Here is a 13,530-nt window from a genome sequence, read left to right on the forward strand (position 1 = left end):
TTAATTCAGGAGAAAACCCATGGAACTGTCAGCACTGACAGCTATTTCACCGGTTGATGGCCGCTACGGGACGAAAACGATTGCGTTACGTTCTATCTTCAGTGAATTTGGCTTACTGAAATACCGTACTATCGTAGAAATCCGTTGGCTACAAAAGCTGGCAGCAACAGATGCTATCAAGGAAGTACCGACATTCAGTGCAGAAGCCAATGCACTGCTTGACAAAATCGCTGCCGAGTTTAGCGAAGCAGACGCTATGCGCATCAAAGAGATTGAGCGTACCACCAACCATGACGTGAAAGCGGTTGAGTATTTCCTGAAAGAAAAAGTCGCAGATAATGCTGAACTGCATGCAGTAAACGAGTTCATTCACTTTGCCTGTACTTCTGAAGACATCAACAACACTTCTCACGCCCTGATGCTGAAAGAAGCGCGTGACACCATTATCCTGCCAGAAATCCGCAACGTGATTGACGCTATCAAGGCGCTGGCAGCGGAATACCGTGATGTCCCACTGTTGTCCCGTACTCACGGCCAGCCAGCTTCCCCATCCACCATGGGTAAAGAAATGGCGAACGTGGCGTACCGTATGGAACGTCAGTACAGGCAAATCGAAAACGTAGAAATCCTGGGTAAAATCAATGGCGCTGTCGGTAACTATAACGCCCACCTGTCTGCTTACCCTGATGTGGACTGGCACAAGTTCAGCGAAGAATTCATCACTGAATCCCTTGGCATCACCTGGAACCCGTATACCACGCAAATCGAACCGCACGATTACATTGCAGAGTTGTTCGACGCAATTGCCCGTTTCAACACCATCCTGATTGATTTCGATCGTGATGTGTGGGGTTACATCGCACTGGGTCACTTCAAGCAGAAGACCATTGCAGGTGAGATCGGCTCTTCAACCATGCCTCACAAGGTCAACCCGATCGACTTTGAAAACTCAGAAGGTAACCTGGGTCTGGCGAATGCCGTATTCGGCCACCTGGCGCAAAAACTGCCAATTTCCCGCTGGCAGCGCGACCTGACTGACTCTACTGTTCTGCGTAACCTAGGCGTGGGCGTAGGCTATGCCATTATCGCTTACACCTCTACCCTGAAAGGGATCAGCAAGCTGGAAGTAAACCGCGAAGCGCTGGAAGCAGAGCTGGACAGAAACTGGGAAGTGCTGGCAGAGCCAGTACAAACCGTGATGCGTCGTTACGGCATTGAAAAACCTTACGAGAAGCTGAAAGAGCTGACCCGTGGCAAGCGTGTGGACGGCGAAGGCATGCGCGCGTTCATCGACGGCCTGGAACTGCCAGAGCACGAAAAAGCACGTCTGAAAGCAATGACGCCAGCAAACTATATTGGCGATGCAATCAAGCTGACTGACGCGCTGTAATTCAGCACTTCAGTTAAAAAGCCCGAATACACCAGTGTTCGGGCTTTTTATTTTCACCGTGTTCTGACGTGACATTGGCAAGGGTATATAATTGCCTCTAACTTTGAGAAACAGCACTCTTTCTATGTATCAGTTAAATTTCGACCTGAACGAATTCCTTACCCGCTTCTGGCACAAAGAGCCGGTAGTGATAAAAAACGGCTTTATCGACTTTGAAGACCCTATCACCCCGGATGAAGTGGCAGGCCTTGCCATGGAAGAAGAGATCGACTCCCGCTTTGTCTCCAACCTAAACGCTGAATGGAACGTCCAGCATGGGCCTTTTGAGAGTTTTGAAAGCTTCCCGGACACTCACTCACAGCTGATTGTCCAGGCAGCCAACCACTGGCACCCTGGTCCTCGCGCATTGGCAGAGCCTTTCCGTGGCCTGCCGAACTGGTTGTTTGATGATGTGATGGTGTGCCTGTCGATGCCGGAAGGTGGCGTCGGTCCACATATCGACCAATACGACGTGTTTATCTGTCAGGGGATGGGCAAGCGTCGCTGGCGTGTGGGCGAAAAAGGCGAATACAAAGATGCCAACCACCATACCGGACTTCGTCAAATTGAAGGATTCGACCCCATCATTGATGAAATTCTGGAGCCGGGTGACATTCTCTACATTCCGCCGGGTTTTCCGCATGAAGGAAACACTATTGAGGTGTCATTGAGCTATTCAATCGGCTACCGTTCACCGAAAAAACAAGAGCTGCTGAATGGCTTCGCCGACTATGTGCTGACCAACGAGTTGGGGGACAAGCACTACTGCGAGCCAAACCTGCAAACCCGTAATGAACACGGCATGATCCCAACCGCGGAATATAACGCGCTTAACGACATGCTGATGAAACTTATCAATGATGAAGAGGCCAAAGCACGCTGGATGGGTGAACAGCTTAGCCAGTCGCGCCATGAGCTCGACATCATGCCGGCCGATCCACCCTGGCAGTCGGACGAGCTTCAACAGTTTCTGGAAGATGGTCTGTATCTGGAGAAAGTGTCTGGCCTCAAGGCACTATATCACGAGACCAACCCTTCGGTGATTTTTATCAACGGCGAAACAATTGAACTGCCAGAAGGCTGTGAAGCCGCAGCGAACGTCTTCTGTAACCAGGAATATTTCTCAGGCGAGGATTTGGGTGCCATCGCTCACAACCCTGCCCTACTGGCACTGTTGCTGGATCTTTGCAATCAGGGACTTTGGTATCCACAAGCCTAAACCACCGAATTTTCGCGATAAAAAGCCTTCCGTTTGGAAGGCTTTTTATATCGGTTTCCCCGTTATCGGAGAACCTGAAGGCAGGAAACGGCGTGGAAATCGGTTCCTTCCAGTGTTGGTTTTTGCTGTGCACAAGCCTCATTAGCCTGGGGACAACGGGTACGGAACACACAGCCCGATGGTGGGTTTATGGGAGAAGGCAGCTCCCCTTCCAAAAGCTGTATTTCCTTATTGCGCTCCTTTTCAGGATCCGGCACCGGCACCGCTGACATCAAGGCTTTGGTGTAAGGGTGCTGTGGGTTATCGAACAGCTCCTTACCTTCTGCCAGCTCTACCGCATTCCCCAGATACATCACCAGCACGCGATCAGAGATGTGTTTCACCACCGACAGATCATGCGCGATAAAGATAAGGCTCAGGCCCATCTCTTTTTGCAGCTCTTTCAGCAGATTAACTACCTGTGCCTGAATCGACACATCGAGCGCAGACACCGGTTCATCACAAATCACCAGCTTGGTTTTCAGGATCAGCGCACGGGCAATACCGATACGCTGGCACTGGCCGCCGGAGAATTCGTGCGGGTAACGGTTGATGACGTTTGGCAACAGGCCCACACGGGTCATCATTGCCTGTACCTGCTGTTTCACTTCTTCCTTGGAAAGCTCTGGGTAGAAGGTATGCAGAGGTTCAGCAATGATATCGCCAACCGTCATACGCGGATTCAACGACGCCAGAGGATCCTGGAAAATCATCTGGATTTCTTTGCGTTTCTCACGCAGGTTGTTGCCATTCAGCTTGGTCAGATCCTGACCCAACCACACTACCTGACCTTCCGTTGCTTGAACCAAGCTAATCACAGCACGGGCAAACGTAGACTTACCACACCCGGACTCACCGACAACACCTAACGTCTCACCTTCATAAAGCTTGATATTAACGCCATCCACCGCTTTCAAGGTAGCAGGCTTTGCCCAAGGCCAGGCTGATTTCGCCGCAATGCTGAAATGCACTTTCAGATCTTCAATATCAAGCAGCAGTTTTTTATCCATCGCTCCCATTACCAAGCCTCCTGATCAGAAAAACATGCCCGTAAACGACCATCAGCAAATGGCTTCAGGACCGGTGATTCCTTCTTACAGCGGTCACTCATACGATGACAGCGGTCCTGATAGGGACAGCCCGGTGGCAGTTTAAGCAGGTTTGGCGGGTTACCCGGAATGGTCGGCAAAACGTCTCCTTCCGTGTCCAAGCGTGGGATCGCTTTTAACAGGCCTTCTGTATATGGGTGGCTCGGTGTGTAAAAAATCTCATCTACTTTGCCGTATTCCATGGTTCGGCCTGCGTACATCACCAGCACTTTGTCACAAGAGCCGGCAACGACGCCCAGATCATGGGTGATCATGATAATCGCGGTGTTGAACTCTGATTTCAGCTCATTCAACAGCTCCATAATTTGCGCCTGGACGGTCACATCCAGTGCCGTTGTCGGTTCATCAGCAATCAGCAGTTTCGGCCGGCACAATAACGCCATGGCTATCATTACACGCTGGCGCATACCGCCAGAGAACTCGTGCGGATACATGGTGATACGCTTACGTGCTTCGGGGATTTTCACCGCTTCCAGCATGCGGACTGATTCTTCAAATGCTTCCGCTTTTCCCATGCCTTTATGCAACATGAGCACTTCCATCAACTGATCACTCACCTTCATGAACGGGTTCAGCGATGTCATAGGATCCTGGAAAATCATCGCGATTTGTTCTGCACGGATTTTATTCAGTGCCTTTTCGGGCAGGTTCAGGATTTCATTGCCTTCAAACTTTGCGCTACCAGAGACAACGCCATTTTTTGCCAACAATCCCATGATGGAAAACACGGTCTGGCTTTTGCCCGAACCAGACTCGCCGACGATCCCGAGAGTTTCACCACGATCAAGGGAAAAATTCAGGTCGTTGACTGCGGTGACCACCCCATCCTGGGTCTTAAATTCAACGCGCAGATCTTTTACATCTAACAGGCTCATACTTCCTCCTTATCGATCCTTTGGATCCAACGCGTCGCGCAAACCATCACCTACATAATTAAAGCAAAGCAGTGTGGTGACCATAAACAGGGTCGGGAAAGCCAGTTGCCAGATAGCCAATTCCATGGTTTGGGCACCTTCTTGCAGCAATGCACCCCAGCTTGTCATTGGTTCCTGCACACCCAGGCCCAGGAAACTGAGGAATGACTCAATCAGGATCATGGTTGGAATAAGCAGGGTGGAGTAAACCGCCACAATACCCAGCACATTTGGCACGATATGACGGAGGATAATATTTTTGGTGCTGACACCACACACATGTGCCGCCTCGATAAATTCCTTGTTCCGCAGGCTGAGCGTCTGGCCACGTACAATACGTGCCATATCCAGCCAGGCGATAGCACCAATCGCCACGAAAATCAGGAAGATGTTGCGGCCAAAGAAGGTCACCAAAACGATCACCAGGAACATAAAGGGGATGGCGTTGAGAATTTCGAGAATACGCATCATCACGCGGTCAGTACGACCGCCGATATACCCTGAGGTCGCACCATAGATAGTCCCAATTACCACCGCAACCAGTGCTCCCATCAGGCCGACCATCAGGGAAATCTGACCGCCCATCAGGGTACGGACATAGAGATCACGACCCAGCGCATCAGTACCAAATATGTGTCCACCTTCACCGAACGAAGGCGCTGCGTGCATCGCATACCAATCGGTATCATCGAATGCATAAGTAGCAAACCATGGGCCAATCAATACCCAAGTGGTGATACATAGCAAGATGAGAAGGCTGGTCATCGCCGCTTTGTTCCGCATAAAACGGATGCGTGCATCCTGCCAAAGACTGCGACCTTCTACCTCGAGCTTGGCTGAAAAATTCTCGATCGCTTCGTTATTTTCTTCTCTTTTTAACAACATAATTCAAACCTTAATAACGAATCTTCGGATCCAGCCAGGCCAACAAGATGTCAACAATGGCGTTGAAGATGATAAACAACGCACCAATCAGGATAGTGATCCCCAACACCAGCGAGTAATCACGGTTAAAGGCGGCGTTTACAAACAGCTTTCCGATACCCGGCAGACCAAAAATGGTTTCAATCACCACCGAGCCGGTGATGATGCCGACAAATGCCGGGCCCATATATGAGACCACGGGGAGAAGCGCTGGACGCAGTGCATGCTTGATAACGATGTATCGCATACTCAGGCCTTTCGCTTTCGCGGTACGGATAAAGTTACTATTCAAGGTTTCAATCATGCTTCCACGGGTGATCCGCGCAAACGTAGCGATATAAAGAAAGGACATCGCGACAATCGGTAAGATCATGTACTGGACTGCACCGCCATTCCAGCCACCTGCCGGCAACCAGCCCAAACCAATTGAGAAGATATAAATCAGTACCGGGGCAAGTACGAAGGAAGGCAAAACGACCCCAAACATCGATGTGGACATAATGAGATAGTCCACCCAACTGTTTTGCCGCAACGCGGCGATAGTACCGACCGTGACACCCAGGGCGTCCGCATGAATGGTTAGGATTTAGCCATTGACGTCAATCCGGCCATAAGGACCTGCTCCAAGAAGGCGGGTTTCATCATGCAACGTTTCTGTTTCATCGGTACGCTAATCTTGGTGGGTTCTGCCCTGAGCATGTTAAGTGCCATGTGCCTTAACCCTGCCAAGTTTTCAGCGGCGTTTGCTCGGTAAATCTGGCAAGCATCTTCCCGCATACTGACATCTAAAATCCAATGCATGGACTCAATGCCCCAGTGAGCCCGGATTGCATCTCCTGCCTGCTCTGGGGTCAGCTCGGCTGAACTGATGTAGTAGCGATACTCCAACTCTGGCTCTTTGCCTTTTGCTGCCCGGTAGTTTTCGACCATCACAATACTGGTTAGCCCATTCCAGATGGAGAAGTCACCGTCCAACTCACATGCACTCAGGACATGACAAGTACGCGCTTCAATCCGGCCTTTCTGCTTCTCAATTTGACATGTGCCTCTGTCAATCGGAGCGCGTCGATGTGGACTGAAAGCGGCCTGTACCGCTGCCGCTAACTTGCCTTGATTGCCCTTAACCGCCAATAAATAATCGCCGCCTTTGCGCGTGATAGCCTTGGCTATCTTGGTCTGGCAGGCCATCGCATCAATCGTCACGATGGCGCCTCGCAAGTCGAGCATCTGGATCAATGCGGGTATCGCGGTGATTTCATTGCTCTTAGTATCGGTTTTAAGCTGGCCCAATACGAGTTGGTTGGCGCTGGCATAGGCACTCACCATATGGATGGTGCTTTGCCTGTCGTTTCTGTCATAAGAGCCGCGTAAGGTCTTGCCGTCAATGGCGACCACTTCACCACAGGTTAGCTTGTGAACGGCTTTCATCCAGGCTAGAAAGCAATCGCGGAATTCAGCGGGATCAATATTTGAAATCAGACGAGCAAAGGTATCATCAACGGGCACCCCTTTTTCAAACAAGCCCTGTTTAAGGAACCACTCATGGTGACCAAGAACGTACTCGCGAATATCAGTCCAGCCTTGGCCTCCAGCGATAACGGCACAGATTGAACCAAATAGAATATCAAACAGTGGGTAGTCTACTTTTGCGCTTTGCCGCTCGTCACGGATGATGCTGAAATACGCTTTGATGGTATCTAAATTCATGGCTTCTCCTCAAAAGAGGAGCATAAGATCACAGTCGACTCGTCAGGTCAATTTTGACCTCGAATTGGACAAAAAATATTCATGATCTTGCCCTGGGAACACTGTGCTCCAACCTACTAAAAACATTAATTTTTGCTTTTTTAATAACATGAAGGAATAAAAATAACACTGGTTATATTTTATTTGCTTTAATTCCAGATATGACTCACATTCAATTGTTAAAATATTAATTTTTGAGCACTATGTCTCTGTACCGATGTAATGAAGTCAGTTTTATCGGCACTGAGGTGCAAACTCTCGTGTTTAACATATAAAAAGAGACGATCAAGATAATGAGACCTGCTGGCTCTAATTCCAGACCTCTGTGCTCTCGCGTCCGACATGGCTTTATCCCTTCTGCCAAAAAGCCGGCAAACGAAGAAGAAAAAGCGAAAGGCACCCGTTGATACACAGTTTCGTGGTTTAAACGAATAACCTCTCACTTGAGAGGTTATTTTTTGCCCGCCACTTTTTTCTCGATAACGAAAAAGAGAACGGTTTTTTGTGATGCTGTGTTAAAAAATCACGCGCAATGCAACACACGCATCTTCTTTTCTCTTCTGTGCCTCTAATTACTTACTCTTTGTTTTTGCTTCATTTCTATTTATTACCAACCATTTGAGCTGGGTCGGCATAGATCGGCTTCTATTCATGCGGCGAACAGATAATTCTCGCAATAAATTTTCGAGGGATATTAAGATGAACAAACGGGTTTTTCTGAAGGGGTTGATAACTGCCTCTCTAGCAGGTGTATCTGTTGCACCAGCAATGGCAGCGCCTGGTACTCCCATTATTTCTTGGATGGAAACAAATTTTTCCATCATTGAAGTAAACGATGCCGCCACGGCGTATAAAGATCTGGTCGTGGTAAAACCGTATGCCGAAGTCCCCGTCACCTGGGATAGATGGTCAGGTGAGCCGGGGGATACCTGGCGCGTATTACTGAATGGTGACGTGGTACATGAAGCTGCCGTTACACCAGCAGCAAGTCAGAAAGAATCCACCATTTTGCACGTTGCCAAAGGTGGCAAATACGACATGGTGGTTGAACTATGTAGTGGCACCGGTGCTGCACAATCCTGTACGCAAAGTGAACCAAAACCAATTGTCGTCGCTGACACAGATGGTAGCCACCTTGACCCGTTGCCAATGAATGTCGACCCGAACAATGGTAACTACACCACGCCAGAAAATACGGTTGTAGGCGCTTACTTCGTTGAATGGGGCGTCTACGGACGTAAATTCCCTGTTGATAAAATCCCGGCTCAAAACCTGACGCATATCATTTATGGCTTCGTGCCCATTTGTGGCAACAACCCTTCTCTTGATGATGGTCCCCTCGCCGCATTGAACCGGGCCTGTGCAGGCCTGCCAGATTATGAAGTCGTTATCCACGACCCATGGGCAGCCGTTCAAATGGCACACCCCCAATCTGGACAAACCTTCTCTTCCTCTTACAAAGGCACATACGGCCAGATCATGGCGCTTAAACAGCGCTACCCTGACTTGAAGATCCTGCCTTCCATCGGCGGCTGGACATTGTCTGACCCATTCTACGAGTTTGGCGATAAAACAAAGCGTGACAAATTTGTAGCTTCTGTGAAGCGCTTCCTGCAAACCTGGAAATTCTATGATGGTGTCGATATTGACTGGGAATATCCAGGCGGCTCAGGGGCAAACCCTAACCTTGGCGACCCAGCAAAAGACGGCGACACCTACGCAATCCTAATGCAGGACCTGCGTGCCATGCTTGACGAACTTTCTGCAGAAACTGGCCGTACCTATGAGCTGACATCCGCGGTAGGTGTGGGCTATGACAAGATTGAAGACGTGAACTATGCAGATGCTGTTCCTTACATGGATTATATATTTGCAATGACTTACGACTACTACGGCGGTTGGAACAATGTACTTGGTCACCAGACAGCGCTTGACTGTGGCAGCCATATGTCCGCAGACGAATGTGCAGGCAAAGGGGTTGATGCAGAAGGCAAACCACGCAAAGGCCCTGCGTATACCACGAAAAACGGTGTCAACCTGCTTCTTGAAAAAGGCGTACCACCTGAGAAGCTGGTCGTCGGTGCAGCCATGTATGGTCGCGGCTGGACAGGCGTCACTGAAGCGAGCATGTCCGATCCGACCAATCCAATGACAGGTGTCGGTAACGGTAAGGTTGCAGGCTCCTGGGAAGCAGGCGTTATTGATTACAAAGATATCGTTACCAAATACATCAACAACCCCAACGTGATCAAAGGCTATGATGAGCAGGCAGATGCCCCTTGGGTATATGACCCATCAAATGGCGATCTGATCACTTATGATGACAAACGTTCTGTCATGGCAAAAGGTGCCTATGTTCGCCAGAATAACTTTGCCGGTCTGTTTGCATGGGAAATTGACGCTGACAACGGTGATATCCTTAATGCAATGCAAGAATCTCTTGCTGGTGATCCTGTCCCCCCTGTAAACAAAGCCCCAATCGCAAATGCGGGTGCGGATATCACCGTTAACGTTGCAGGCGCAGTCGCACTGGACGGTTCAGCGTCAAAAGACACAGACGGTCAGGTTGTTACTTACAGCTGGAAACAGACAGCGGGCCCAACAGTTGCCCTGACCGGCGCCAATGCGGCGTCTGCCTCTGCTGATATTCCTGCAGTGACCGTGGATACACAATTTGTGTTTTCACTGACTGTTACGGACAACGAAGGGGCAACCTCAGTAGATACGGTTGTTGTTAACGCAAAAGCGAAAACCGAACCGGTTGATCCTGTAAATACTGCACCTAAAGCCGTGGTTAGCGCTCCTGCGACAGCAAAAGCCGGCGACGTTGTACTGATTGACGCAAGCGGCTCTTCCGATGCGGAAAATGACTCGCTGACTTATACCTGGTCATATCCACCAAGCATTAACGCAACAGAGAATGGCGCAACACTGTCTTTTGTTGCCGGTGAGTTTACAGCTGATACTGCGTTTGATTTCACGGTCACTGTATCTGACGGCAAACTGCAAGACAGTGCAACGACTACTGTGACTGTGTTGAAAAAAGACGTTGTTGACCCAGTTGATCCCGTTTGTGACAACGCATGGCAAAAAGGTCAGGTGTATACCGGTGGCAATGTCGTAACACACCAAGGCAAAGAGTATGAAGCCAAGTGGTGGACGACTAATGAAGAACCCGGCACTACCGGCCAATGGGGTGTTTGGAAGGAGCTTGGTCCAGCGACCTGCCAATAAACACTGACAAGCCAGAAACTTAAAAGGGATGCATCGAGCATCCCTTTCTTCTTTTTATTGTTCCACTTACCAGCGCTTCGCAGCCTCCTGATCGCTGTCACGGGCTTCTACCCAGCGTTCATTTGCTACCAACCTTTCTTTTTTCCAAAATGGTGCCTGAGTTTTCAGGTAATCCATCACAAATTCACATGCTTCAAATGCCGCTTTGCGATGTGCGCTGGAAATGCCAACAAACACAATCTGATCACCAATGTCCAATGCACCAATACGGTGAATAACACGCACATGGGTCAAAGGCCAGCGCCCTTTGGCTTGCTCGACAATGTTAGAAAGCGATTTTTCCGTCATGCCTGGGTAATGCTCCAGAGTCAGACCGGTTACATTATCGCCAAGGTTCATATCACGCACCTTGCCCACAAAAGTCACTATCGCACCGTCACCGGCGTGATCATTCAACCGTTCGTACTCTTCTGCAACCGAGAAGTCCTGTTCTTGTACCGAGATCATGACTTAGCCTCCGGTCACCGGTGGGAAGAAAGCCACCTCATCACCGCTTTTCACCGGTGAAGACAGATCAGAAATGGTTTGGTTGATCGCCACCAGCAGTTTTCCCTGCTCCAGCGCCAACGCCCACTTGTCACCCTTTTTAACCAAGTGCTGGCGGATCTCTTCAGCGGAGGAAAACTCCCCTTCCAGTTCTATAGAAGCGGTGCCTACCAGTTCTTTCACTTGTGCGAAAAAGAGTACCTGAATCATTGTTTCACCTTAAAATGCCCTGATTTACCGCCTGTTTTTTCCAACAGCCTGACCTGACCGATCACCATGTCTTTTTGCACGGCTTTACACATGTCATAAATCGTCAGCGCCGCAACAGATGCCGCGGTCAACGCTTCCATTTCCACACCGGTTTTACCGGATAATTTGCACACAGACTCAATACGCACCTGTGATGTTTCCGGTAACGCTTCCAATGACACTTCCACTTTGGACAGCATCAGCGGATGGCATAATGGAATCAGATCCCATGTCCGTTTCGCCGCCTGAATACCTGCGATACGGGCTGTTGCAAACACATCTCCTTTGTGGTGTTTACCTGAAACAATCAGTTCGAGTGTTTCTGGCGCCATATCGACATAAGCTTCAGCCCTGGCTTCACGTACTGTGTCATTTTTACCGGAAATATCCACCATGTTTGCTTCACCGGAAGCATTAATATGTGTAAAGCCGCCCATGGATTATTTACCCAGGTGAGGCATGAAGTTACATGGGCGATGGCTTGCATCCAGTTGCTGCTTGATGATGCCATTCCAACCAGTGCGGCAAGCACCGGTCGAACCCGGCATCGCAAAGATAACAGTGTGGTTAGCAAAACCGGCAATCGCACGGGACTGGATGGTCGACGTGCCGATCTCCTGGAAAGAAATTGCACGGAACAATTCGCCGAAACCTTCCACTTCTTTATCAAACAGTGGCTTCAGTGCTTCTGGCGTGCTGTCACGTGAAGTAAATCCGGTGCCACCAGTGATCACAACGGCTTGTACGTTTTCGTCCGCAATCCACTGGGACACAACAGCGCGGATCTTATAAACGTCGTCAATCACGATTTTTTTGTCTGCCAGAATATGCCCAGCTTCCTGCAACGCATCTACAAGAAACTTGCCTGACGTATCGTTTTCTTCAGTACGGGTGTCAGAGACAGTAAGGACGGCGATGTTGGCCGGAGAAAATTCAGTAACAGCGTGACCCATAAGATTGAACCTCAACAGATTAATGTCTGATACAGCGTTAACCGCCGATAGAAGCCAGGTGCGGTGTCATACCGGTATGCCCCTGGTCTAGGAAATGACTTTGTTTCTTGTCACCTAATGCCGACTGGATACGGGCTATTAGCGCTTCTTCCTGAGAATCATCCTGTAACAGATCGCGAAGCTCGACGCCATAATCACCAAACAAACACAGGTGCAATTTGCCAAGCGCCGAAACACGCAAGCGATTACAAGAATCGCAGAAATTTTTCTTGTACGGCATGATAAGCCCAATTTCGCCCTGGTAATCTGGATGGCAAAATACCTCAGCAGGACCATCACTCTGGCTTCTCACTTTCATCAGCCAGCCATTGGCGATCAGATGGTTTCGAATCGACACACCAGACAGGTGATGATGCTCAAAAAAGCGATCCATCTCTCCGGTTTGCATCAATTCAATAAAACGTAACTGGATTGGCCTATCTTTAATCCAGCGAAGAAATGCAGGTAATTCACTGCTGTTCAGGTTTTTAAGCAAAACCGCATTGACTTTCACCTGCTCAAACCCCGCGTCAAATGCCGCATCAATACCGCGCATGACCTGATGTAATTTATTTTCACCGGTGATTTGGTGAAACATTCGGGGATCAAGGCTGTCGACGCTGACATTGATATTGGTCAGTCCCGCGTCACGCCACGCCTGCGCATGTTTTTCGAGGCGATAGCCATTAGTGGTCATTGCCACCTTCTTGATACCATCTTGTGCTGCAATCATGGCTACAATATCGGTGAAATCTTTGCGCAAGGTAGGTTCACCACCCGTAATGCGTACTTTTGATGTACCGCAATCAGCAAATGCCGCCACAACACGATGCAGCTCTTCCAACGTCAGGAAACTGGAATTTTTGTGTGCAGGTTTATAACCATCCGGCAAACAATAGGTACAACGGAAGTTACAAACATCAGTGATAGACAATCTCAAATAATAAAATTTGCGATTGAAGGAGTCTTCAAATTGAACAGCCACAAAACACCTTTCCAAATACGGGAGACGGGCACATTTCTATAGCCGCCCTGGTGACTCTGGGTCACGGCCTAAATCGCGTATTCTGTCAAACTTAGCGAAACAGGCTTCGGAGTTATCTGTATCCGGTTTCTCTGTAACCGGAGC

Annotated in this window: 12 protein-coding genes, 1 pseudogene and 1 riboswitch; of the genes and pseudogenes, 3 read left to right on the forward strand and 10 right to left on the reverse strand. The window is 49.3% G+C overall.

What is annotated here, in order from left to right; genetic code table 11:
• The first annotated feature begins 19 nt into the window (after positions 1 to 19).
• Positions 20 to 1,390: an adenylosuccinate lyase gene (purB, locus tag AC6IB1_RS11930; protein ID WP_497566848.1), complete on the forward strand. Its 1,371-nt coding sequence runs from the start codon at positions 20 to 22 to the stop codon at positions 1,388 to 1,390.
• A gap of 124 nt (positions 1,391 to 1,514) precedes the next feature.
• Positions 1,515 to 2,648, forward strand: coding sequence for a ribosomal protein uL16 3-hydroxylase (locus AC6IB1_RS11935; protein WP_497566849.1), 1,134 nt, complete (start codon positions 1,515 to 1,517; stop codon positions 2,646 to 2,648).
• 62 nt (positions 2,649 to 2,710) lie between these two features.
• On the opposite strand, the gene oppF is transcribed toward AC6IB1_RS11935, so the two are convergent.
• From oppF to AC6IB1_RS11960, 5 genes and pseudogenes are all read right to left on the reverse strand, one after another.
• On the reverse strand, positions 2,711 to 3,706 hold the full coding sequence (oppF, locus tag AC6IB1_RS11940) for a murein tripeptide/oligopeptide ABC transporter ATP binding protein OppF (protein WP_497566850.1): 996 nt from the start codon (positions 3,704 to 3,706) through the stop codon (positions 2,711 to 2,713).
• Positions 3,706 to 4,671, reverse strand: a complete 966-nt coding sequence (locus AC6IB1_RS11945; RefSeq protein WP_497566851.1) for an ABC transporter ATP-binding protein — start codon at positions 4,669 to 4,671, stop codon at positions 3,706 to 3,708. The genes oppF and AC6IB1_RS11945 overlap by 1 nt, the downstream gene beginning before the upstream one ends.
• A gap of 9 nt (positions 4,672 to 4,680) precedes the next feature.
• Positions 4,681 to 5,592 (reverse strand): oligopeptide ABC transporter permease OppC, encoded by a 912-nt coding sequence (gene oppC, locus AC6IB1_RS11950; RefSeq protein ID WP_497569134.1) that lies wholly within the window; start codon positions 5,590 to 5,592, stop codon positions 4,681 to 4,683.
• Between the two features lie 13 nt (positions 5,593 to 5,605).
• Positions 5,606 to 6,196, reverse strand: a pseudogene (locus AC6IB1_RS11955) (ABC transporter permease subunit); the annotation flags it as partial.
• Positions 6,197 to 6,213: 17 nt separating this feature from the next.
• Entirely contained in the window at positions 6,214 to 7,341 is a 1,128-nt protein-coding gene (locus tag AC6IB1_RS11960) for an ISAs1 family transposase (protein WP_497566782.1), read from the reverse strand.
• 738 nt (positions 7,342 to 8,079) lie between these two features.
• Here AC6IB1_RS11960 and AC6IB1_RS11965 point away from each other — a divergent pair.
• Positions 8,080 to 10,614 (forward strand): glycosyl hydrolase family 18 protein, encoded by a 2,535-nt coding sequence (locus tag AC6IB1_RS11965; protein WP_497566852.1) that lies wholly within the window; start codon positions 8,080 to 8,082, stop codon positions 10,612 to 10,614.
• Positions 10,615 to 10,680: 66 nt separating this feature from the next.
• Here AC6IB1_RS11965 and moaE read toward each other — a convergent pair whose 3' ends face one another.
• From moaE to moaA, 5 genes are all read right to left on the reverse strand, one after another.
• Complete coding sequence (moaE, locus tag AC6IB1_RS11970; protein WP_005503352.1) at positions 10,681 to 11,121, reverse strand: molybdopterin synthase catalytic subunit MoaE; 441 nt, start codon at positions 11,119 to 11,121, stop codon at positions 10,681 to 10,683.
• Between the two features lie 3 nt (positions 11,122 to 11,124).
• Entirely contained in the window at positions 11,125 to 11,370 is a 246-nt protein-coding gene (moaD, locus tag AC6IB1_RS11975; protein WP_005503353.1) for a molybdopterin synthase sulfur carrier subunit, read from the reverse strand.
• On the reverse strand, positions 11,367 to 11,846 hold the full coding sequence (moaC, locus tag AC6IB1_RS11980; RefSeq protein WP_497566853.1) for a cyclic pyranopterin monophosphate synthase MoaC: 480 nt from the start codon (positions 11,844 to 11,846) through the stop codon (positions 11,367 to 11,369). Before moaC ends, moaD begins: the two co-directional genes overlap by 4 nt.
• 3 nt (positions 11,847 to 11,849) lie before the next feature.
• On the reverse strand, positions 11,850 to 12,362 hold the full coding sequence (moaB, locus tag AC6IB1_RS11985) for a molybdenum cofactor biosynthesis protein B (RefSeq protein WP_497566854.1): 513 nt from the start codon (positions 12,360 to 12,362) through the stop codon (positions 11,850 to 11,852).
• Between the two features lie 37 nt (positions 12,363 to 12,399).
• Positions 12,400 to 13,386, reverse strand: a complete 987-nt coding sequence (gene moaA / locus AC6IB1_RS11990; RefSeq protein ID WP_497566855.1) for a GTP 3',8-cyclase MoaA — start codon at positions 13,384 to 13,386, stop codon at positions 12,400 to 12,402.
• Positions 13,375 to 13,510: riboswitch (molybdenum cofactor riboswitch) on the reverse strand. (Overlaps the previous gene by 12 nt.)
• Positions 13,511 to 13,530 lie beyond the last annotated feature (20 nt).

The organism is Grimontia sp. THUN1695, assembly GCF_059704325.2.

Excerpts from the sequence above, each read along its gene's own strand:
- AC6IB1_RS11960 (WP_497566782.1), bottom strand. The coding sequence starts at position 7,341 with ATGAATTTAGATACCATCAAAGCGTATTTCAGCATCATCCGTGACGAG.
- oppF (WP_497566850.1), bottom strand. The coding sequence starts at position 3,706 with ATGGGAGCGATGGATAAAAAACTGCTGCTTGATATTGAAGATCTGAAA.
- moaD (WP_005503353.1), bottom strand. The coding sequence starts at position 11,370 with ATGATTCAGGTACTCTTTTTCGCACAAGTGAAAGAACTGGTAGGCACC.
- moaE (WP_005503352.1), bottom strand. The coding sequence starts at position 11,121 with ATGATCTCGGTACAAGAACAGGACTTCTCGGTTGCAGAAGAGTACGAA.
- moaB (WP_497566854.1), bottom strand. The coding sequence starts at position 12,362 with ATGGGTCACGCTGTTACTGAATTTTCTCCGGCCAACATCGCCGTCCTT.
- AC6IB1_RS11945 (WP_497566851.1), bottom strand. The coding sequence starts at position 4,671 with ATGAGCCTGTTAGATGTAAAAGATCTGCGCGTTGAATTTAAGACCCAG.
- AC6IB1_RS11965 (WP_497566852.1), top strand. The coding sequence starts at position 8,080 with ATGAACAAACGGGTTTTTCTGAAGGGGTTGATAACTGCCTCTCTAGCA.
- purB (WP_497566848.1), top strand. The coding sequence starts at position 20 with ATGGAACTGTCAGCACTGACAGCTATTTCACCGGTTGATGGCCGCTAC.
- AC6IB1_RS11935 (WP_497566849.1), top strand. The coding sequence starts at position 1,515 with ATGTATCAGTTAAATTTCGACCTGAACGAATTCCTTACCCGCTTCTGG.
- moaC (WP_497566853.1), bottom strand. The coding sequence starts at position 11,846 with ATGGGCGGCTTTACACATATTAATGCTTCCGGTGAAGCAAACATGGTG.